Source organism: Klebsiella aerogenes KCTC 2190 (assembly GCF_000215745.1).
Taxonomy (GTDB): domain Bacteria; phylum Pseudomonadota; class Gammaproteobacteria; order Enterobacterales; family Enterobacteriaceae; genus Klebsiella; species Klebsiella aerogenes.
Genome location: NC_015663.1, coordinates 2,688,233 through 2,706,859, shown reverse-complemented (window position 1 = coordinate 2,706,859; position 18,627 = coordinate 2,688,233). Strand labels below are relative to the sequence as shown.

Sequence of the window (18,627 nt, the reverse complement as noted above, 5' to 3'; positions counted from 1 at the left end):
TCCATGGAGATTAAATTTGGTAAGCAAGATTAAAGTTAATCTTATAGCTGTCTACATCCAGATCATCCGGATATAGAAAGGGTGAAGATAATGAAGCATCATATTCCAGCGCTTTAACAGCCCCTTTTATACCGAAAACTCCCCCTATTATTTTCTTACCGTTAAGATCCTGCGAAGGTAGCTTACCAATTATTTGACCATAATCCGTGCCAATATAGGGGACGAAACCATTATATCCAGCAACCACATTTAGCGTGTTTTGTAAGAAGAACCCTTTATTACCATAAATACCATCACTATTTTGAAAACCACGCACACTCCAGCGATCGCCTATTGTGAATTGATCCTGCAACGTCAAATTATCTGGTGAATACTGAGCCCCAATATTCAGTTCGTAATAGGCGTTAACGGGTAACATAGTTAACCATTTCACATAGTTCACATTCAGATTCAAAATCTGACTTCGCTTACTAACGGTCCCTGTACGCATGTCTGGTGTATCAGTACCGCCAAAAGCCTTAGTAAACCGCTGCCAGGTTAACGTTGAATCCAGCGCAGCTCCGGTAAAGTTTCTTTTATAATTTAAGCCTAACCGTATGTTGCCCATATCACGCTTTTGCAAAACTAGCTCTGTGCCTCCCAATGTATAGTCATACTTCCGTCTGATCAGTTCGGCACTCGCAGACAATTTAGAGTTCACATTGCGGTAAAGCATACGATTACTTTTGAGACTGAAATATTCCGTCTCACCTACATAGTCAAAAGTATATGCACCAAGATCAATACCCTGAGTTGATTTACTTTTACTATAAAAAAGACTGAGATCGGTGTAACCAAAAGGCACACTATAATAGGCACTAGCATTTTTATAACCCCCGGTTTGGCTACCTGTTCCCGCAAGATAAAAAACATCGCTCAAGCTAGTGATATTATATAAATACCCCACTCCACCAATAAGTTGGTTTCCTGTGCTGTCATCACCATAGTTATTATACGAAGTTCTGGCACTCCATATTTTTTTTCGTTGTGTATTAATTACCAGATTGCTCGTGCCATTTTCAGGGCCTGGCACTATGTTAATTTTAACATCAACCTCAGGTGTTCTCTGTATATTTTCCAAACTCTGCTCAACATCCCTAATATTGAGAATATCACCTTGTGAAAATGGCAAAACCCACTTACTTATATCGTTATCAACAATGATAATCTCAGAAATCCTTCCAGGTATCACTGCTAACTTTAATTTTTTAGTCAAGAGATCTTGAGATGGAATTTCCACCCTCGTTGTTATATAGCCTGCATTTATATAGTAATCTTGAAAAAGCACAGCCGCTTTTTTCAACCCATTCATTCCTAAGCATTTTCCAGCAACCAGTTTTTTTATTTTATTTAATCCGCGGTCGTCTAAAAAATCATTACTAAGTACTAATTCATCAATTTGAAAACACGGATTTTCCAACGGGAATGTGCTATCGGTTTCTTTTTTTGCGATAGCATCGGAGAACACATCCTTTTGTTCTATTTTTCGGTCTTTGAAAGCAGCGTTATCATTGTTTTGCTGCTCTTTTACAAGCCGCCCTAACTGAGCATCAGCCGCTACTGCAGGGCCAGCAATCAACAATACCAGGCTAATAATTACTATATTGCGAATATCCATTTCATACCCTAATCAGGTAAAAGCAGTAATCCCTTACCGCTTTTACCTTCAACCTAAGTTATTTACCTACAACGGTACCAAATACATTTACAACATTGGCAGTAGTCTCAAGTCCTTGAGCGCCACCTAATACAGCCCAGAAACCAGTATTGACTATTTTCTTGGCATTGATAACAGCCTTACCGCTGGTATACAAATTACCGTAGTTGTAAATATTATTACTTGCAGTGACATTTAACTGACTATCAGCAACCAGGTTAAACCAGTTCGAGATATTTTTAGCGGTGACATTAGTAGTCTTAGCTGTAATATTCGCGCCGAGATTATTAGTTAAATCATTAGCAGTGGTGATATTAAGTGTATTACCAGCTGCAATATCGCTGTTATTAGTAATAGTTTTGCCAGTCAGATTTAAATCACCACCTGCATTAAAGGCGTGATTATTTGTCACGTAACCGGAAGTATTTACTGTCAGATTGCCTGCTGCATTCACCCATCCAGTGTTATTGTAGTCACCAGTAATATTAATTAAAATATCACTATCTGAAGAGATGATACCGGTAGCGGTATTTTTGGCAACAGAGCCACTTGCTTTTGATGATATCGTAGTTGCATCAATCTGCATATTGCCTGAACTATAAATTGTTGCGTAATCAGCAGCAACTTTTTTCGCAGCAATCGTCATTTTTCCGGAATTAGCAATAATTTGCCCTTTGTTACTTGCGAGATCGCCAGTCAGATTAATATTTACATCACCGGTTTGCGCAATAATACGGCCAGATTCGTTATTCAGACTCTTAGCCGTAATATCAACCCCTTCACCGCCAATTAGACCGCCTTGCTGATTCCCGTAGCCGAAGTATTGCCCCACGTAGAAACCAAATTTGTCACTGTCAGTACTGGTGATTTTACCAACCGCATTAAGCGCTAGTTTTTGATCAGCAACCATCATAGTATATTTAGCATCGATATCAGCTCCGGACTCGATACTGATATTTTTAGCTTTAATGACTGAACTGTCTGTGCTAACGGTGTTGGCTTTGATAGTAACATCACCGTTTACTGAAGTTATCACTCCCAATCGACTGTAGTAATTATCGAGATCGATATTTACACCTTCTCCGCCGTTAATACCGGATTGGCTGGTATTCATGTCGCGACCAGTAATTGAAACAGTCTTACTGCTTTCAATTTTACCCATATAGTTATCAATATCACTGGTGGTTTGGATACTCACATCACCATCTGAGGCAATTTCGCCAGCCCAGTTGAATAAGTAGTCAGCAGCAATCTCGATGCCATTACCTGAGACGATACCCAAGGATTCACCGCCCGTGGTATCGGCCGATTTGTTGTCATTATTTTTTACTGCTTTAGTTGTCGTTAATTTTACAGCACCAGAACTGGAGCGAATCAAGCCACTTACGTTTTCAATGTTTCCAGTACTTTCAACTTCGACATTGCCTGTTGAATCAATAGTACCGCCATTATTGGTTAATGATGTATTTTTTAGGCCAACATAGCCAGCATGAATCTGACCGTTGTTATTATCAAAACTACCTGATTCGATAGCAACGATACCCGCCTCAATACCCGCGGTTTTAGCTTTACCAGTATTGGTAAAAGTATTGCCACTGGTATTGACAGCCAGCGTTTGGCCAGCAGCCAGTTTCCCATTGCTATTATCGAACTTACCGCTATTAATGTAGTTGTTAGTGGTTGCTAATATGTTACCACCATTGATATTACTTACTTTATTGCCCGCAGTATCAATAGCAATCATTTTATCGCTGTTGATTTTTCCTGCACTATTTTCCAGAACACCATTGGTGTTTAAGGTGATATCGCCACTGGATTGTATAACCGCGTTGTTGTTAAGCAGTTTACCGTTACTGGTAATCTTAATACCGCTATCCCCGGCAGAAATCGTCCCCAGGTTACGTACACCTACGCCACTTTCGGTGCTGACCAGGCTAATTTTATTCGCATACATACCACCGAGCTTAGAAACATCCACGCCATAGGTACTTGCGTTACCGGTTGGCGTAACGGAGTCGGTGACCACACCGTCGGCGTTGATCGCATTACTCCCCGCGACGATCTTAAGCTCACTTGCAGAAAGCGCTCCCTTCACAACGATACTACGCGCCAGAATTTCGGTCGGCGATTCGCTCTGAAATCCATTTACAGTAATCGTTCCACCATTTACGGAATAGCCATTTAATAGCCCATCGTCACCTATCTTTGGCGTACCAGTCGTCAATGTCCCTTTTTCAGCATTGATGAACCCACCACCCTGAGTCGTGATGCCATTAGGGTTGGCAATGATTAAGTGAGCGGAATCACCTGCAACTTCCATCATGCCATTAATGGTACTGGCATTCGTTGAAGTCACTTCGTTAAGAATAACCATGGCGCTGCGGTCGGTAAGATTTGGGTTAGCCGCAATCTGCCCTGCCAGCACGGACTGTGCTGCGCTGGTCGCGTTATTAAAAATAACGCCTTCGGTGCCAACATTCAGCGTGTCATATACGTTATGTGAAAGGCCATTACTGTTCGCTTTCGCGATATTAACAACCGGCACCCCATTGGAGGCTTCAGTAACGCTGCCATTTTTAATCGAAATTTCCGCTTGCGCCATTACAGGCATCAACAGTAATAATGATGCCGCAATCGGGTTTAATTTAACGGACTTTTTTTTATTTTCGTGATATTTCATATGAACCTTTCTAAGATAGTATTGATTGAGTGCAGCCAAAAGGAATGCCCTGCACATGTACAGGTGCATTCTCTTCTGACTATTTTAAGCACGCGTTATGCGTACAAATCCCTGTGAAAAGCACGTAAACCCATCAAACGTTATATTCGGCTCTACTCAGCAAAATTATATAAATACATTGCGACCGCTTATACACATCTGGAACAAAGAAAGCTGATTAAATTCATACAAAATATGAGACATCCTTTGCCCATGCATGAAGACTAATTACTTTTTTAAGCGCCGGTAATCCATATATTGACCACACGCGAAGTCCAGTATTTGAGCGCTGTGTGATAAATAATGACATACTTCACGCCATATCCTTATTCAGTTACAGTTTCCCCGATTAACACAATGAATAAAAAGTGAATTATTTACCTGCATAATCAACTTCCTTCACTTCATGATTAAGATCAACAATGTACGCCTCTCCGCCCTTATCGATTATTGATCGCGTAATTTCCTCACGTTTATATGAATTCATATTTATGAATTACAATTTGATTAAAAATAGTAATGCCAGCCAACTGTAGGTAGTGAAAAAGCAATGTGAAACGCATCGTAAAGGGTGACGCAGGTCAGAGAAGAGAGGGTGGAGAGCGCTGAATTTGCCGGAGAGCGGCTTAAGCCTTCTCCGGCATCGACATTATGCCCGAATGGCGTTGCGCCATCGGGCTTTGCTTATTAATCGCGGAAATTCTTGAACTGGAATGGCTGGCCAAGATCGCCGCTACGCACCAACGCCATTACCGACTGCAAATCGTCACGGGATTTACCTGTGACACGAATTTCTTCGCCCTGAATCTGCGTTTGTACTTTTAGCTTGCTGTCTTTAATCAATTTAACGATTTTCTTCTGTATTGCGCTCTCAATGCCCTGTTTCAGCTTAGCTTCGACAAACCAGGTTTTTCCGCTATGTACAAAGGATTCTGGTACGTCGAGCGAACTTCCCTCAATGCCGCGCTTGAGCAGCTTCGCGCGTAAAATATCTAATAACTGATTGACCTGGAAATCAGACTCACTCAGCACCTTGATGGTTTTACTGGTTTCATTCAGCTCAAAGGTGGCTTCAACATTACGAAAATCAAATCGTGACTCGACTTCGCGGCTTGCGTTTTCGACCGCATTACGCGCTTCCTGAAGATCGACTTCAGAGACAATATCGAAAGATGGCATCTTTTCCTCTCCTTCCGTTTCTTTTGCGTTGCATAATACCCACAACGCGGCATAACTCAACTTGTTATCCCGGAAGCTTAGCTGATAACGCTATACTTTAGCTACAAGCGCCTGGGAAGTCGCAGGTGAGGAGGAATAATGAAAGTAACCGTACTGGGATGCGGTGCATTGGGGCAACTATGGTTAACCGCGCTGTATAAAAACGGACATGAGGTTCAGGGCTGGTTACGCGTCCCGCAACCATTTTGTAGCGTTAATCTCATTGAGACTGACGGTAGTAATTTCAACGAATCAATGACCGCTAACGATCCTGATTTTCTCGCCACCAGCGATTTACTACTGGTGACGCTAAAGGCATGGCAGGTTTCCCAGGCAGTGAGAAATCTGGCTGCTATCTTACCGGCTTCTGCGCCTATCTTGCTCATTCATAACGGCATGGGCACTCTTGATGAATTAAAAAGCGTTAAACACCCACTGCTGCTGGCGTCCACCACTCATGCCGCCCGCCGCGATGGCAACGTCATCATTCACGTCGCGCAGGGAACAACTCATATTGGACCAGCCAAAAGCTATAGCGAAGATTACAGCGGCCTCGCCGACATTCTGCAAAACGTCCTGCCGGATGTCGCCTGGCACGACAATATTCACCCTGCTCTTTGGAGTAAGCTGGCCGTCAACTGTGTGATTAATCCCCTGACTGCGCTGAAAGATTGTAGAAACGGCGATCTGCGAGATTTTCCGCAAGAGATCGGCGCAATCTGTCATGAAGTCGCAGCGGTAATGCAACGTGAAGGCATTCATACATCTGCGGAAAACCTGTTATTGTATGTAAATCAGGTAATTGAAAGTACAGCAGACAATATCTCATCGATGTTGCAGGATATTCGCGCGCAGCGGCATACGGAAATCGACTACATCACCGGTTTTCTGCTGAATCGCGCCCGGGCCCACGGTCTGTCAGTACCAGAAAATGCCCGTTTATTTGAACAGGTAAAGCGGAAGGAGAATACTTATGAGCGCGTCGGCACTGATTTGCCTCGCCCCTGGTAGTGAAGAGACCGAAGCGGTCACCACTATCGATTTATTAGCGCGCGGCGGCGTGAAAGTGACTACCGCCAGCGTCGCCAGTGATGGCAATCTGACCATCGTTTGCTCGCGCGGCGTGAAGCTACTTGCGGATGCGCCGCTGGTCGAAGTCGCTGATGGCGATTTTGATATCATTGTTTTACCTGGCGGTATTAAAGGCGCCGAGTGCTTTCGCGACAGCCCTTTGCTGGTAGAAACCGTGAGACAATTTCATTTATCCGGGCGCATCGTGGCGGCTATCTGCGCCGCGCCAGCGACCGTTCTGGTGCCGCATAATCTGTTTCCTATCGGCAACATTACCGGTTTCCCGGCGCTAAAAGAGCAAATCCCCGCCGAACAGTGGCAGGATAAGCGCGTCGTCTGGGACCCAAGGGTTAATCTGTTAACCAGTCAGGGTCCGGGAACCTCTATTGATTTCGCGCTAAAAATGATTGACCTGCTGGTCGGTCGCGAAAAAGCATACGAAGTGGCTTCGCAGTTGGTCATGGCTGCTGGCATCTATAATTACTACGAATCCTGATAGCCGGTCCGCGCAGCGGGCTGGTTCCCCCCTTCTTGAGGAGCCGTAGCATGTCCCGTAGCGCAACCGATTCTCGTGACCTCGTCATCAGCCGCCTACTCAGCGCCCCCACGACAGCCCTCTGGCGCGCGTGGGCCGACCCGGCTTTACTCAAAACCTGGTGGTGTCCTAAGCCATGGTATACCGACGTTCTGGCCTTTGATTTGCGTCCCGGAGGGGCTTTTCACACCGTGATGCACGGCCCTGACGGTGAACGTAGCGATAATCCCGGCTGCTTTCTTGAAGTCATTCCGCAGCAAAAATTAGTCATGACCTCAATGCTGACCGCAGACTTTCGCCCTGCCGTTTCCCCATTTGCCATGACGGCTATTATCACCTTTGCGGATGAAAACGACGGCTGTCGCTATACGGCAACGGTACTGCATGCAGATGATGAAACCCGTGAGCAACACGAAAAGATGGGATTTTTTGAAGGCTGGAATATCGTTATCGATCAGTTGAATGCCCTGGCGATGACGCTACGCTAAACCCAGATGTAAAAAGCCTTCCCTAAGGGAGCTTTTTTATCAGTACAGGTGAATTACGGGCGATACACTTTCACGTTAGTAAAGCCCTGCTCACGCAGGTACAGCGCCTGCAGACGGCTCATTACGCCGCGCTCACACCACAACAGCCAGGTTTTGCTCTGATCGAGGTTGCCGAATTGGGTGCTCAGTTTATAGAACGGCAGCGAAACAACATCGACGCCTTCCACTTTCAATGGCTTATCATCCTGCTCATCGACAGAACGAATATCGAGAATCACGTCGTTCGCGCTGAAGCCGCTGACGGTTTCGACTTCCACCACGTCCTGCTGCGTTTGCTGAGCGATGTCGCGAATGTCGATGTTATTCGCTTCCTCAACCACTTTATCCAGAATGCTAAAATCGAAGTTTTCTTCTTCCGCTTCGATCTTCGCTTTTACCGCTTTTATGGTTGGGCTCTTCGAGATAACGCCGCAGTATTCCGGCATGGTGCGGGCAAAATCTTCAGTGCCGATTTCGCGCGCAAGATTGATAATGTGTTCTTTATCGTGAGAAATCAGCGGGCGCAGGATCAGCGTGTCTGAGACATTATCGATAAGACGCAGGTTAGTCAGAGTCTGGCTGGATACCTGGCCCAAGGCTTCGCCGGTCACCAGTGCCTGCACGCCATAACGCTCAGCGACTTTCGATGCTGCACGCACCATCATACGTTTGAGCACCACGCCCATCTGGCCATCCTCGACTTTCTCAAGGATTTCGCCAACCACCGGCTCGAAATTGATTGCCACGAAGCGAACGCGATGGGAGCTGCCGAAGCGGTTCCACAAATAGTGCGCCACCTGACGAACGCCAATTTCATGCGCGGCGCCGCCGAGGTTGAAGAAGCAGTAGTGTACGCGGCAGCCGCGACGCATCAGCATATAGCTGGAGACGCCGGAGTCGAAGCCGCCGGAAATAAGCGACAGCACATCTTCCTGAGTACCAATGGGGAAGCCGCCAATACCTTCATAGCGCCCTTTCACCAGCAACAGACGATCGTTTTCGATTTCCAGGTTAACCGTCACGTCCGGATCGGTGAGCTTCACGCGCGCCGATTCGATATGCTGGTTCAGGCCGCCGCCAACGTAGCGCTCAACCTCAATTGAGGTGAATTCATGTTTACCACGGCGCTTCACACGCACGCAGAAGCTTTTGCCTTCGAGCTGTTCACGCCACAGCGGTAGCGTCTGTTCAAAAATGTTATGCAGAGAAGTGAAAGGTACGTCCTCCACTTCCAGAATATGATGAATGCCAGGGATACGGGTCAGCGCATCGCGAATAACCGGCCGCTGGTTTTCGTCTTTCGCGCGAACTTCGATATGATCCCAATGACGAACGACGGCGAGCGTCTCATCATAGTTTTTGAGAACGTTACGAATGTTCCCGGTTAAGATTTTAATAAAGCGCAACCGCACAGATTGGCTTTTGATGGTGATTTCCGGGAACAATTTAATGATAAACTTCATGGCGACAATAGTTCGTTGGCAAGCCCGACGGGGCTTTAAGCAAAAAAGTTGTACAGGCGCGATACAGCGTCTGCATCCAGGGCGCGGAGTATACCATCATTGTTCGCTTTTCGCCTGGCATTGCGCATTTTCGCAAAAATGTATCCGTAGGGTGAATGCCGCGAGTTTGCTTAACCGCCCGACTCCGTTACCATACTGATAGCCATCGAGACATAACAAGAGTCTATATTCACTATGCCAAAGAAAAATGAGGCCCCGGCCAGCTTTGAGAGCGCTTTAGGCGAACTCGAGCAGATCGTTAATCGTCTGGAAAGCGGCTCACTACCGCTGGAAGAAGCGCTCAGCGAATTTGAACGCGGCGTGCAGCTCGCGCGCCAGGGCCAGACGAAACTGCAACAGGCCGAGCAGCGTGTCCAAATCCTGCTGGCCGATAGCGAAGATGCGCCGTTGACTCCCTTTACGCCGGACGCTGAATAAATGGACTTCCCGCAACAATTACAGACCTGTGTCACCCAGGCCAATGACGCGCTGCGCCGTTTTATCTCTCCGCTGCCATTTCAGAACACTCCGCTGGTTGAAGCCATGCACTATGGCGCATTATTAGGCGGCAAACGCCTGCGTCCTTTCCTGGTTTACGCCACCGGCGAGATGTTCGGCGTTAGCCGTTCCACACTGGATGCCCCAGCCGCTGCCGTCGAATGCATTCATGCCTACTCGCTGATGCATGACGATCTGCCGGCGATGGACGACGACGATCTGCGCCGCGGTCAACCCACGTGCCACATCAAGTTTGGCGAAGCGAACGCTATTCTTGCCGGTGACGCCCTGCAAACGCTGGCATTTTCTATACTGAGTGATACGCCGATGCCGGAAGTACCGGATCGCGACCGTCTGGCGATGGTTTCCGAACTGGCCCAGGCCAGCGGCGTCGCCGGAATGTGCGGCGGTCAGGCGTTGGATCTCGAGGCGGAAGGCAAGCAGGTCGATCTACAGGCGCTGGAGCGAATTCACCGCCATAAGACCGGAGCGCTTATTCGCGCGGCGGTTCGCCTTGGCGCGCTGAGCGCCGGCGAGCGTGGCCGTCAGGCGCTACCAGCACTCGATCGCTTTGCGGAGAATATCGGTCTCGCCTTCCAGGTGCAGGATGACATTCTGGATGTGGTAGGTGATACTGCGACTCTTGGCAAACGTCAGGGTGCCGACCAACAGTTAGGCAAAAGTACCTATCCGGCGCTTTTGGGTCTTGAGCAAGCCCAGCAGAAAGCGCGCGATCTGATTGCCGATGCCCGCCAGGCTTTAGATGAACTGGCTGCGCAATCGCTGGATACCACGGCACTGGAAGCGCTCGCGAATTACATTATTCAGCGCGATAAATAAACAATAAATGAGTCTCTGATGAGTTTTGATATTGCCAAATACCCAACCCTGGCGCTGGTAGATTCCACCCAGGAGTTGCGCCTGCTGCCAAAAGATAGCCTGCCCAAGCTTTGCGATGAGCTGCGCCGCTATCTTCTGGACAGCGTGAGCCGCTCAAGCGGCCATTTTGCCTCTGGCCTTGGCACGGTTGAACTGACCGTGGCGCTGCACTATGTCTACAACACGCCGTTCGACCGCTTAATTTGGGATGTCGGCCACCAGGCTTACCCGCACAAAATTCTCACCGGCCGCCGCGACAAAATCGGCACTATCCGCCAGAAAGGCGGCCTGCATCCGTTCCCGTGGCGCGGCGAAAGCGAATATGACGTACTGAGCGTTGGCCACTCTTCTACCTCTATCTCCGCGGGTATTGGTGTGGCTATTGCCGCCGAAAAAGAAGGCAAACAGCGGCGCACCGTTTGCGTCATCGGCGATGGGGCTATCACCGCCGGGATGGCGTTTGAGGCGATGAACCACGCGGGCGATATCAAACCAGACATGCTGGTGGTGCTGAACGACAATGAAATGTCGATTTCAGAAAACGTCGGGGCGCTGAATAATCACCTGGCGCAGCTGCTGTCCGGCAAGCTGTATTCCTCGCTGCGTGAAGGCGGCAAAAAAGTCTTCTCCGGCGTACCGCCGATTAAAGAACTGCTTAAACGTACCGAAGAGCATATTAAAGGTATGGTGGTGCCCGGCACGCTGTTTGAAGAGATGGGCTTTAACTACATCGGCCCGGTAGATGGCCACGATGTGCTGGGTCTGGTCAATACGCTGAAAAATATGCGCGACCTGAAAGGGCCGCAGTTCCTGCATATCATGACCAAAAAAGGCCGTGGATATGAACCGGCGGAAAAAGATCCCATCACCTTCCACGCGGTACCGAAATTCGATCACACCAGCGGCGTGCTGCCGAAAAGCAGCGGCGGCCTGCCTTCCTATTCGAAAATCTTTGGAGACTGGCTGTGCGAAACCGCGGCCAAAGACGACAAACTGATGGCAGTCACCCCGGCGATGCGTGAAGGGTCCGGGATGGTCGAGTTCTCGAAAAAATTCCCCGATCGCTATTTCGATGTCGCGATTGCCGAACAGCACGCGGTGACCTTTGCCGCCGGGATGGCGATTGGCGGCTATAAGCCGATCGTGGCGATCTATTCCACCTTCCTGCAGCGCGCTTACGATCAGGTGATCCATGACGTCGCCATTCAAAAGCTGCCGGTGCTGTTTGCAATCGATCGTGCGGGCATCGTCGGCGCCGACGGTCAGACCCACCAGGGAGCGTTCGATCTCTCCTTCCTGCGCTGCATTCCGGAAATGGTGATCATGACCCCGAGCGACGAAAATGAATGTCGCCAGATGCTCTACACCGGATACCACTATAACGATGGCCCTAGCGCGGTACGCTATCCGCGCGGCACAGGTACCGGCGCGGAACTAGAACCACTGGCGCCGCTGCCGCTCGGGAAAGGCGTGGTGAAAAGAAACGGCGAGAAGCTGGCGATCCTTAACTTCGGGACTTTACTGCCGGAAGCCGCTCAGGTTGCGGAAAAACTCAATGCGACGCTGGTCGATATGCGTTTTGTGAAACCGCTTGATGAGGCGCTGATCCTGCAGCTTGCCGCCGATCACGAAGTGCTGGTCACCCTTGAAGAGAACGCTATCATGGGCGGCGCTGGCAGCGGCGTAAACGAGCTGTTGATGGCCCACCGTCGCGCGGTGCCGGTGCTGAATATCGGTCTGCCGGACTTCTTTATCCCGCAGGGGACTCAGGAAGAAGTTCGCGCCGACCTCGGCCTGGATGCCGCCGGTATCGAAGCCAAAATCCGCGACTGGTTGGCATAATTGCCCATACCGCTCCTGCTATGCTTAAAGGATACCTTTTAAAGTAGCAGGAGCGTCTTATGCACTACATTCCTCTTGGCGATACCCATCTTCGCGTTTCCCGACTCTGTCTCGGCTGCATGACCTTCGGCGAACCTGACCGCGGCAATCATGCCTGGACGCTGCCAGAAGAGAGTAGCCGTCCGCTGATTAAACGTGCGCTGGAAGGCGGAATTAACTTCTTCGATACCTCGAACAACTACTCCGACGGCAGCAGCGAAGAGATCCTCGGCCGCGCGCTGCGGGAGTATGCTCGCCGCGATTCGGTGATCGTCGCCACCAAAGTTTATCATCAGGTCGGCGATCTGCCGCAGGGGCTGTCTCGCGCGCAAATCATGCGATCCATTGACGATAGCCTGCGTCGCCTGGGAATGGACTATGTCGACCTGTTGCAGATCCACCGCTGGGATTACTCCACGCCCATCGAAGAGACGCTGGAGGCGCTCAGCGACATCGTACGCGCCGGGAAAGCGCGCTATATCGGCGCATCATCAATGCATGCCCGCCAGTTCGCCCAGGCGCTCGCCCTGCAGGAACAGAACAATTGGGCACGCTTCGTCACCATGCAGGATCACTACAACCTGATTTATCGCGAAGAAGAAAACGAGATGCTGCCGCTCTGCCAGCGCAAAGGGATTGCGGTCATGCCGTGGAGCCCGCTGGCGCGCGGTCGACTAACACGACCATGGGGAGAAACGACCGCGCGTCTCGTCTCCGATGAATTCGGCAAATCGCTGTATAGCGCCACCGACGCCAATGATGAGCAGATTGCGCAGAAGCTGGAGGAAGTGGCTGAGGAGTTAGACGCCAACCGCGCGCAGGTGGCGCTGGCCTGGCTATTAAGCAAGCCCGGCGTGGCTGCGCCGATTATTGGCGCCTCGCGGCAGGAACAGCTGGATGAGCTCCTGCATGCCGTCGATTTAACCCTGACGCCAGAACAGATCGACAAGCTGGAGGCGCCCTATCGGCCCCACCCAATCGTCGGCTTCAAGTAACGCCGCAATTTAAACCCCGGCCGCGCCGGGGTGCAGATTTAGAGCAGACCTATCGGCCAGTGGTGGCCAATCAGATACAGTACGCCGGCGGAGATCACCCCGGCGACGATATCGTCGACCATGATCCCCATTCCACCATGGATGTTGCGGTCGAACCAACGAATTGGCCACGGCTTCCACATATCAAAAATGCGGAAAATAACGAAACCGGCGGCCACCCACTGCCAGTCCATCGTCGGTAACGCCATCAAAGTGATCCACATCCCGACAAACTCATCCCAAACGATGCTGCCGTGGTCATGAGTGCCCATATCTTTAGCCGTACGGTGACAAAGATAGACGCCGATACAGATGCTCATCATCACCACCAGCGAATAGAGCTGCCAGGGGAGAGAAGTCATCAGATACCAGAACGGAATCGCCGCCAGAGACCCCATCGTTCCCGGCACCACCGGGCTCAGCCCACTGCCGAACCCGGTCGCCAGCAGATGCCAGGGATTGCGCATATTGAGGCGGCTTTTCGCCTCGTCTCTACTGCGTGCCAAAATGATCGTACCCCTTTAAATCCAATTTAATCGGCTTACCCTCACGGGTAAACTGCAGTCCATCCGCTTCCGCCACGATCTGGCCGATACAGGTAAAGCGTGCGCCAAGCTGACCAATCGCGACATCCAACGCTCCGCGGTTCAGCTCGGGAACGGTAAAGCACAGTTCATAATCTTCGCCGCCGGCGAGCGCCCAGCGTAGCGCCTGTTCAGGATCAACCTGGCGCAGCATGGCATCGGAATACGGCATCGCATCGAGATCGATACGCGCGCCGCAGGCGCTGGCCTTGAGAATATGACCAAGGTCAGAGATAAGACCGTCAGAGAGATCGATCGCTGAATTAGCCAGATCGCGCAGCGCCTGCCCCTGCAGCACGCGGGGCATTGGACGCAAATGGCGCGCCAGCAGATAATCGGCATCCGCTGGCGAATCTACCGTTAGCCGGTCCTGTAAAAGCGCCAGCCCGGCGGCGCTATCACCGGGCGTGCCGGTGACATAAATCCAGTCGCCAGGCCTGGCCCCGGAACGCTTCATCGCGCGGCCCGGCGGCACAAAGCCGTGGATACCCAGCGTCATCGACAGCGGCCCACGGGTGGTGTCGCCGCCGATCAGCTGCATATCGTAATAGTTAAGCTGGACAAACAGACTGTCGCTAAAGGCTTCAAGCCACGCTTCGTCTGCTTCCGGCAAAGTGAGGGCCAGCGTCAACCATGCTGGTTCCGCCCCCATCGCCGCCAAATCGCTCAGGTTCACCGCCAGCGCTTTATACGCCAGGTCGGCAGGGTCGATGTCGGCTAAAAAGTGGTTGCCCGCCACCAGGGTGTCGGTGCTGATTGCCAGCGTTTTTTTCTCGGGGATATTCAGGAGCGCGCAGTCATCGCCGATGCCGGTTTCAACATCAAGGCGGGCGCTTTTAACGCGATCAAAATAACGGGCAATCAGGGAAAATTCGCCGCATGCCATACGTTATGCCTCAGCAAAGAAAAGAATAAGGCCGGGTTCGCAGGATCAGATCCTGCAAAGCCCGGCCTGCAGTTTACTTTTTGCGGGGACGGATTACCGGGGCCGCTTTATCCAGCACGCCGTTGACGAACTTGTGGCTATCTTCAGCGCCGAAGGTTTTCGCCAGCTCGATAGCTTCGTTGATAGCCACTTTGTACGGCACGTCGTCACGCTTCGACAGCTCAAACAGCGCAATACGCAGTACCGCTTTTTCTACCTGACCCAGCTCTTCCAACTGACGTGACAGGTATGGCTTCATCAGACCGTCGAGATACGCGCTGTTAGTCGCCACTCCGGACAGCAGTTCACGGAAATACAGAACGTCTACATCTTTTACATCCTGTTCCGCCAGGAACTGGTATTCAACATCAGCGATGTCGTTCTGGGACAACTGCCAGGAGTAGAGCGCCTGGACGGCACACTCACGGGCGCGGCGACGAGCAGCAGGTTTCACGGAATTCCCCTTACAAAAAATCAGGCCTTGATGGCTTTCAATACGTTAATCATTTCCAGCGCGGTCAGCGCGGCTTCTGCGCCTTTGTTACCGGCTTTGGTGCCAGCGCGTTCGATGGCTTGTTCAATACTTTCAGTCGTCAGAACACCGAAGGCTACCGGGATTTCACTGTCCTGAGCGACGTGCGCCAGGCCATTGCTTGCACCGCCAGCCACATATTCAAAGTGGGCGGTACCGCCGCGAATCACCGTACCCAGCGCGATTACCGCGTCATATTTACCGGTTTTTGCCAGTGCGCCAGCCGCCAGCGGCAGCTCATACGCGCCTGGAACCCAAACAACGGTGATGTTTTCATCTTTTACCTGACCAATGCGCTTGAGGGCGTCAATCGCGCCTTCCAGCAGGCTGTCATTGATAAAGTTGTTGAAACGCGCAATGGTGATGGCGACGCGAGCGTCCGGGGTAGCAACGTTAGCTTCAATAATGTTCATACTCTTCCTTCGGGTTCATGTGCCCCGCAAGGGGGGCGGATTTTATCATAATATTCTGGGCGCTGCTTCCTAATATTAGGAATACATCACGCAGTCGTTAAATGCAGGCAGACATCGGGCCCGACCTGACGTATCTCGTTGAATTTGAAATGGGGGGCCTGGCTCAGTTTCTCAAGCCCCGGCAGCGCGCATAAACCGCGCGCGTCACTGCCTAACAGTTTAGGCGCAATATAGACGATAAGCTCATCCACCAGCCCGGCCTGTAGCAAAGCGCCGGCCAGCGTCGGCCCCGCTTCCACCCAAATGCTGTTCACCTGCTGTTTACCGAGCTGCATCATTAGCAACACGAGGTCGAGATGGCCGTTATGCTCCGGCACCAGTAGGGTACGCACGTTGTCAGGCCAGGCACGTTCATCGGCATGGGTGCGAGCGAACAGGGTTTCACCTTGCTGCTGGATAATTCGATGCTCCGGCGTGACGCGGTTTTGGCTATCGATGACGATACGCAGCGGCTGACGCAGGTTCTCCTGCGGATAGAGCGCCTGCGTATCGGCGCTCAGCTCCTGCCAGCGCACGGTCAGCGCCGGATCGTCCGCCAGCACGGTCGCGCTGCTGGTGAGAATAGCGTGGCTCTGCGCGCGCAGGCGCTGCACGTCGCGTCGCGCCTGTGGCGAGGTGATCCACTGACTTTCACCGCTGGCCATCGCCGTACGGCCATCAAGCGAAGCGCCCATCTTCAGCTGGATCCACGGAAAACCGGTGCGCATCCGCTTGAGAAAACCTTTATTCAGCGCTTCCGCTTCATTCATCATCAGCCCATGGCTGACGTCAATGCCGGCCTGCTGCAGGCGGTACAGGCCGCGACCGGCCACCTGTGGATTCGGGTCCTGCATTGCCGCTACCACGCGAGCCACGCCTGCGGCGATCAGCGCGTCGCAGCACGGCGGCGTGCGACCATGGTGGCTACAGGGCTCCAGGGTGACGTAGGCGGTCGCGCCTTTGGCTTTATCGCCGGCCATACGCAGCGCGTGCACTTCGGCGTGCGGCTCGCCGGCCCGATAGTGGAAACCCTCGCCGACGATCTCGCCGTCTTTTACAATCACACAGCCGACGTTGGGATTAGGATGGGTAGTAAAGCGTCCGCGCGCGGCAAGCTTCAGCGCTCGCGCCATGTACATTTCGTCCTGCATGGCTTAGTCCTGTAAACGGGCGATTTCTTCGCCGAACTCTTTAATATCTTCGAAACTGCGATAGACGGAAGCGAAGCGAATATAGGCGACCTTATCGAGCTTCTTCAGCTGCTCCATCACCAGATTACCGATCATTTTACTCGCGACTTCACGCTCACCGGTGCCGCGCAGATGGGTTTTAATGTGATTTACCGCCATTTCGACGTCATCGGCGCTGACCGGGCGCTTTTCAAGCGCTTTCAACATCCCGCTACGCAGCTTGTCTTCGTTGAAAGGTTCGCGCACGTCGTTGCTTTTTACCACCCGCGGCATTACCAGCTCAGCCACTTCAAAAGTGGTAAAGCGTTCATTGCAGACCAGACATTGCCGACGACGACGCACGGAGGAGCCTTCGCCGACCAGGCGAGAATCGATGACTTTGGTATCCACGGCGAAACAGAAAGGGCAATGCATGGCGCGTCCTGACAGGTAGTTAATCTGAAGGATAGTTTACCCTGAAGTCAGCGGACTACAAAGAAAGAGCTTTTGAGACAAAGGATCTATGGTAGGTCAATTCAGTTTAGCTACCATTAATCATCCTCTGTAAACGGAATCCTGACCATGACAAGACGTTACCTACAACTGGCTATCATCGGCAGCCTGTTCACCCTTACCGCCTGCGCCCAGCAAAGCGAAGTTCGTCAGATGAACGAGAGCGTCAGTACGCTGAGCAAAGAGATGACCCAACTGAATCAGCAAACGATAAAAATCACCCAGCAAAACGCACTGAATGCTAAATCAACCCGCGGCGTTTATCTGCTCCCGGAGGCCAAAACCCCCGCGCGGCTGGAGAGCCAGATCGGCACCCTGCGCATGTCAGTGGGTAGCATTACGCCAGATGGCGACGGTTCGCGCCTGACCTTACGCATCCAGGGCGAGTCTAACGATCCGCTCCCGGCCTTCACCGCGACCGTCGCTTCCGGACAGATTACCGGCACCACCCACAGCTATCAGGAAGTCAACGTCCAGGATCAGCTGATTAGCGCCCCGGCCAGCATCCTGGCGCCCAGCGATGTGGATATCCCGCTGCGCCTGAATGTGACGCCTGATAAAGTCGGCTTTATTCGTATCCACGATATCCAACCCGCCAGCGCGCAGTAAGCGCTCACGCCGGGCAAAACGGCCCGGCGCCCGCTTTTCATCTATCGAAGTTATCCATTTACAACTTTTCATAAGAGTTCATTAGAAATCGCTCCTGTAGGCGATTTTCAGTAGCATTTTGTCAAGAAATGCATAGAATCGTGAACGCAATCGATTACGCATGTTCTGGTTATGTGAAACAACACGTATTTTTGTGAGCAATGATTTCTATAATAGACCCCCACAGAAAGACGAAATATTTAGCAACGCTTCGGCAATTTTCTTAACGCCTTTTGGCTTAATT

General features: G+C 51.3%; 18 protein-coding genes. 8 read left to right on the top strand and 10 right to left on the bottom strand.

Annotation, left to right across the window (positions count from 1 at the left end):
- Positions 1–10: 10 nt before the first annotated feature.
- From EAE_RS12840 to EAE_RS12830, 3 genes are all read right to left on the bottom strand, one after another.
- Positions 11–1,657, bottom strand: coding sequence for a ShlB/FhaC/HecB family hemolysin secretion/activation protein (locus EAE_RS12840; RefSeq protein WP_015704568.1), 1,647 nt, complete (start codon positions 1,655–1,657; stop codon positions 11–13).
- A gap of 58 nt (positions 1,658–1,715) precedes the next feature.
- Positions 1,716–4,376, bottom strand: a complete 2,661-nt coding sequence (locus EAE_RS12835) for a two-partner secretion domain-containing protein (RefSeq protein ID WP_015704567.1) — start codon at positions 4,374–4,376, stop codon at positions 1,716–1,718.
- Positions 4,377–5,102: 726 nt separating this feature from the next.
- Positions 5,103–5,594 (bottom strand): YajQ family cyclic di-GMP-binding protein, encoded by a 492-nt coding sequence (locus EAE_RS12830; protein ID WP_015704566.1) that lies wholly within the window; start codon positions 5,592–5,594, stop codon positions 5,103–5,105.
- Between the two features lie 138 nt (positions 5,595–5,732).
- On the opposite strand from EAE_RS12830, the gene panE reads away from it, so the two are divergent.
- Genes panE through EAE_RS12815 form a run of 3 tightly spaced genes read left to right on the top strand, consistent with a single transcriptional unit; the run spans position 5,733 to position 7,727 of the window.
- The gene (panE, locus tag EAE_RS12825; RefSeq protein ID WP_015704565.1) at positions 5,733–6,644 is read left to right on the top strand and encodes a 2-dehydropantoate 2-reductase; all 912 of its coding nucleotides are present in this window, start codon (positions 5,733–5,735) and stop codon (positions 6,642–6,644) included.
- The gene (gene yajL / locus EAE_RS12820) at positions 6,607–7,200 is read left to right on the top strand and encodes a protein deglycase YajL (RefSeq protein WP_015367984.1); all 594 of its coding nucleotides are present in this window, start codon (positions 6,607–6,609) and stop codon (positions 7,198–7,200) included. The genes panE and yajL overlap by 38 nt, the downstream gene beginning before the upstream one ends.
- Positions 7,201–7,250: 50 nt before the next feature.
- Positions 7,251–7,727 carry an SRPBCC family protein gene (locus tag EAE_RS12815; RefSeq protein ID WP_015367985.1) on the top strand — a complete coding sequence of 159 codons (477 nt, stop codon included), beginning with the start codon at positions 7,251–7,253 and terminating at the stop codon, positions 7,725–7,727.
- 53 nt (positions 7,728–7,780) lie between these two features.
- On the opposite strand, the gene thiI is transcribed toward EAE_RS12815, so the two are convergent.
- Positions 7,781–9,229: a tRNA uracil 4-sulfurtransferase ThiI gene (gene thiI / locus EAE_RS12810; RefSeq protein WP_015367986.1), complete on the bottom strand. Its 1,449-nt coding sequence runs from the start codon at positions 9,227–9,229 to the stop codon at positions 7,781–7,783.
- 234 nt (positions 9,230–9,463) lie between these two features.
- Here thiI and xseB point away from each other — a divergent pair, with 234 nt between their 5' ends.
- Genes xseB through EAE_RS12790 form a run of 4 tightly spaced genes read left to right on the top strand, consistent with a single transcriptional unit; the run spans position 9,464 to position 13,521 of the window.
- Complete coding sequence (gene xseB, locus EAE_RS12805) at positions 9,464–9,706, top strand: exodeoxyribonuclease VII small subunit (protein WP_015367987.1); 243 nt, start codon at positions 9,464–9,466, stop codon at positions 9,704–9,706.
- Positions 9,707–10,606: a (2E,6E)-farnesyl diphosphate synthase gene (gene ispA, locus EAE_RS12800; RefSeq protein WP_015367988.1), complete on the top strand. Its 900-nt coding sequence runs from the start codon at positions 9,707–9,709 to the stop codon at positions 10,604–10,606.
- An 18-nt stretch (positions 10,607–10,624) separates the two neighbouring features.
- Positions 10,625–12,487 (top strand): 1-deoxy-D-xylulose-5-phosphate synthase, encoded by a 1,863-nt coding sequence (dxs, locus tag EAE_RS12795; RefSeq protein WP_015367989.1) that lies wholly within the window; start codon positions 10,625–10,627, stop codon positions 12,485–12,487.
- A gap of 59 nt (positions 12,488–12,546) precedes the next feature.
- The gene (locus tag EAE_RS12790; protein WP_015704564.1) at positions 12,547–13,521 is read left to right on the top strand and encodes an aldo/keto reductase; all 975 of its coding nucleotides are present in this window, start codon (positions 12,547–12,549) and stop codon (positions 13,519–13,521) included.
- A 38-nt stretch (positions 13,522–13,559) separates the two neighbouring features.
- Here the strand turns inward: EAE_RS12790 and pgpA are convergent, their stop codons facing one another.
- The 6 genes from pgpA to nrdR all read right to left on the bottom strand — a co-directional run bounded on the left by pgpA (position 13,560) and on the right by nrdR (position 17,657).
- Positions 13,560–14,072 (bottom strand): phosphatidylglycerophosphatase A, encoded by a 513-nt coding sequence (gene pgpA / locus EAE_RS12785; protein WP_258313100.1) that lies wholly within the window; start codon positions 14,070–14,072, stop codon positions 13,560–13,562.
- Positions 14,053–15,030 (bottom strand): thiamine-phosphate kinase, encoded by a 978-nt coding sequence (gene thiL / locus EAE_RS12780; protein ID WP_015704562.1) that lies wholly within the window; start codon positions 15,028–15,030, stop codon positions 14,053–14,055. The genes pgpA and thiL overlap by 20 nt, the downstream gene beginning before the upstream one ends.
- Positions 15,031–15,103: 73 nt before the next feature.
- Entirely contained in the window at positions 15,104–15,523 is a 420-nt protein-coding gene (nusB, locus tag EAE_RS12775; RefSeq protein WP_015367993.1) for a transcription antitermination factor NusB, read from the bottom strand.
- 20 nt (positions 15,524–15,543) lie between these two features.
- Positions 15,544–16,014, bottom strand: a complete 471-nt coding sequence (gene ribH, locus EAE_RS12770) for a 6,7-dimethyl-8-ribityllumazine synthase (RefSeq protein WP_001021161.1) — start codon at positions 16,012–16,014, stop codon at positions 15,544–15,546.
- Between the two features lie 86 nt (positions 16,015–16,100).
- A complete protein-coding gene (gene ribD, locus EAE_RS12765; RefSeq protein ID WP_015704561.1) occupies positions 16,101–17,204 on the bottom strand; it encodes a bifunctional diaminohydroxyphosphoribosylaminopyrimidine deaminase/5-amino-6-(5-phosphoribosylamino)uracil reductase RibD in 1,104 nt (367 codons plus the stop codon).
- A gap of 3 nt (positions 17,205–17,207) precedes the next feature.
- A complete protein-coding gene (nrdR, locus tag EAE_RS12760; RefSeq protein ID WP_002890417.1) occupies positions 17,208–17,657 on the bottom strand; it encodes a transcriptional regulator NrdR in 450 nt (149 codons plus the stop codon).
- A 147-nt stretch (positions 17,658–17,804) separates the two neighbouring features.
- Between nrdR and EAE_RS12755 the strand changes: the two genes are divergently transcribed.
- Positions 17,805–18,344: a SadB/YajI family lipoprotein gene (locus tag EAE_RS12755; RefSeq protein WP_015367995.1), complete on the top strand. Its 540-nt coding sequence runs from the start codon at positions 17,805–17,807 to the stop codon at positions 18,342–18,344.
- Positions 18,345–18,627: the final 283 nt, after the last annotated feature.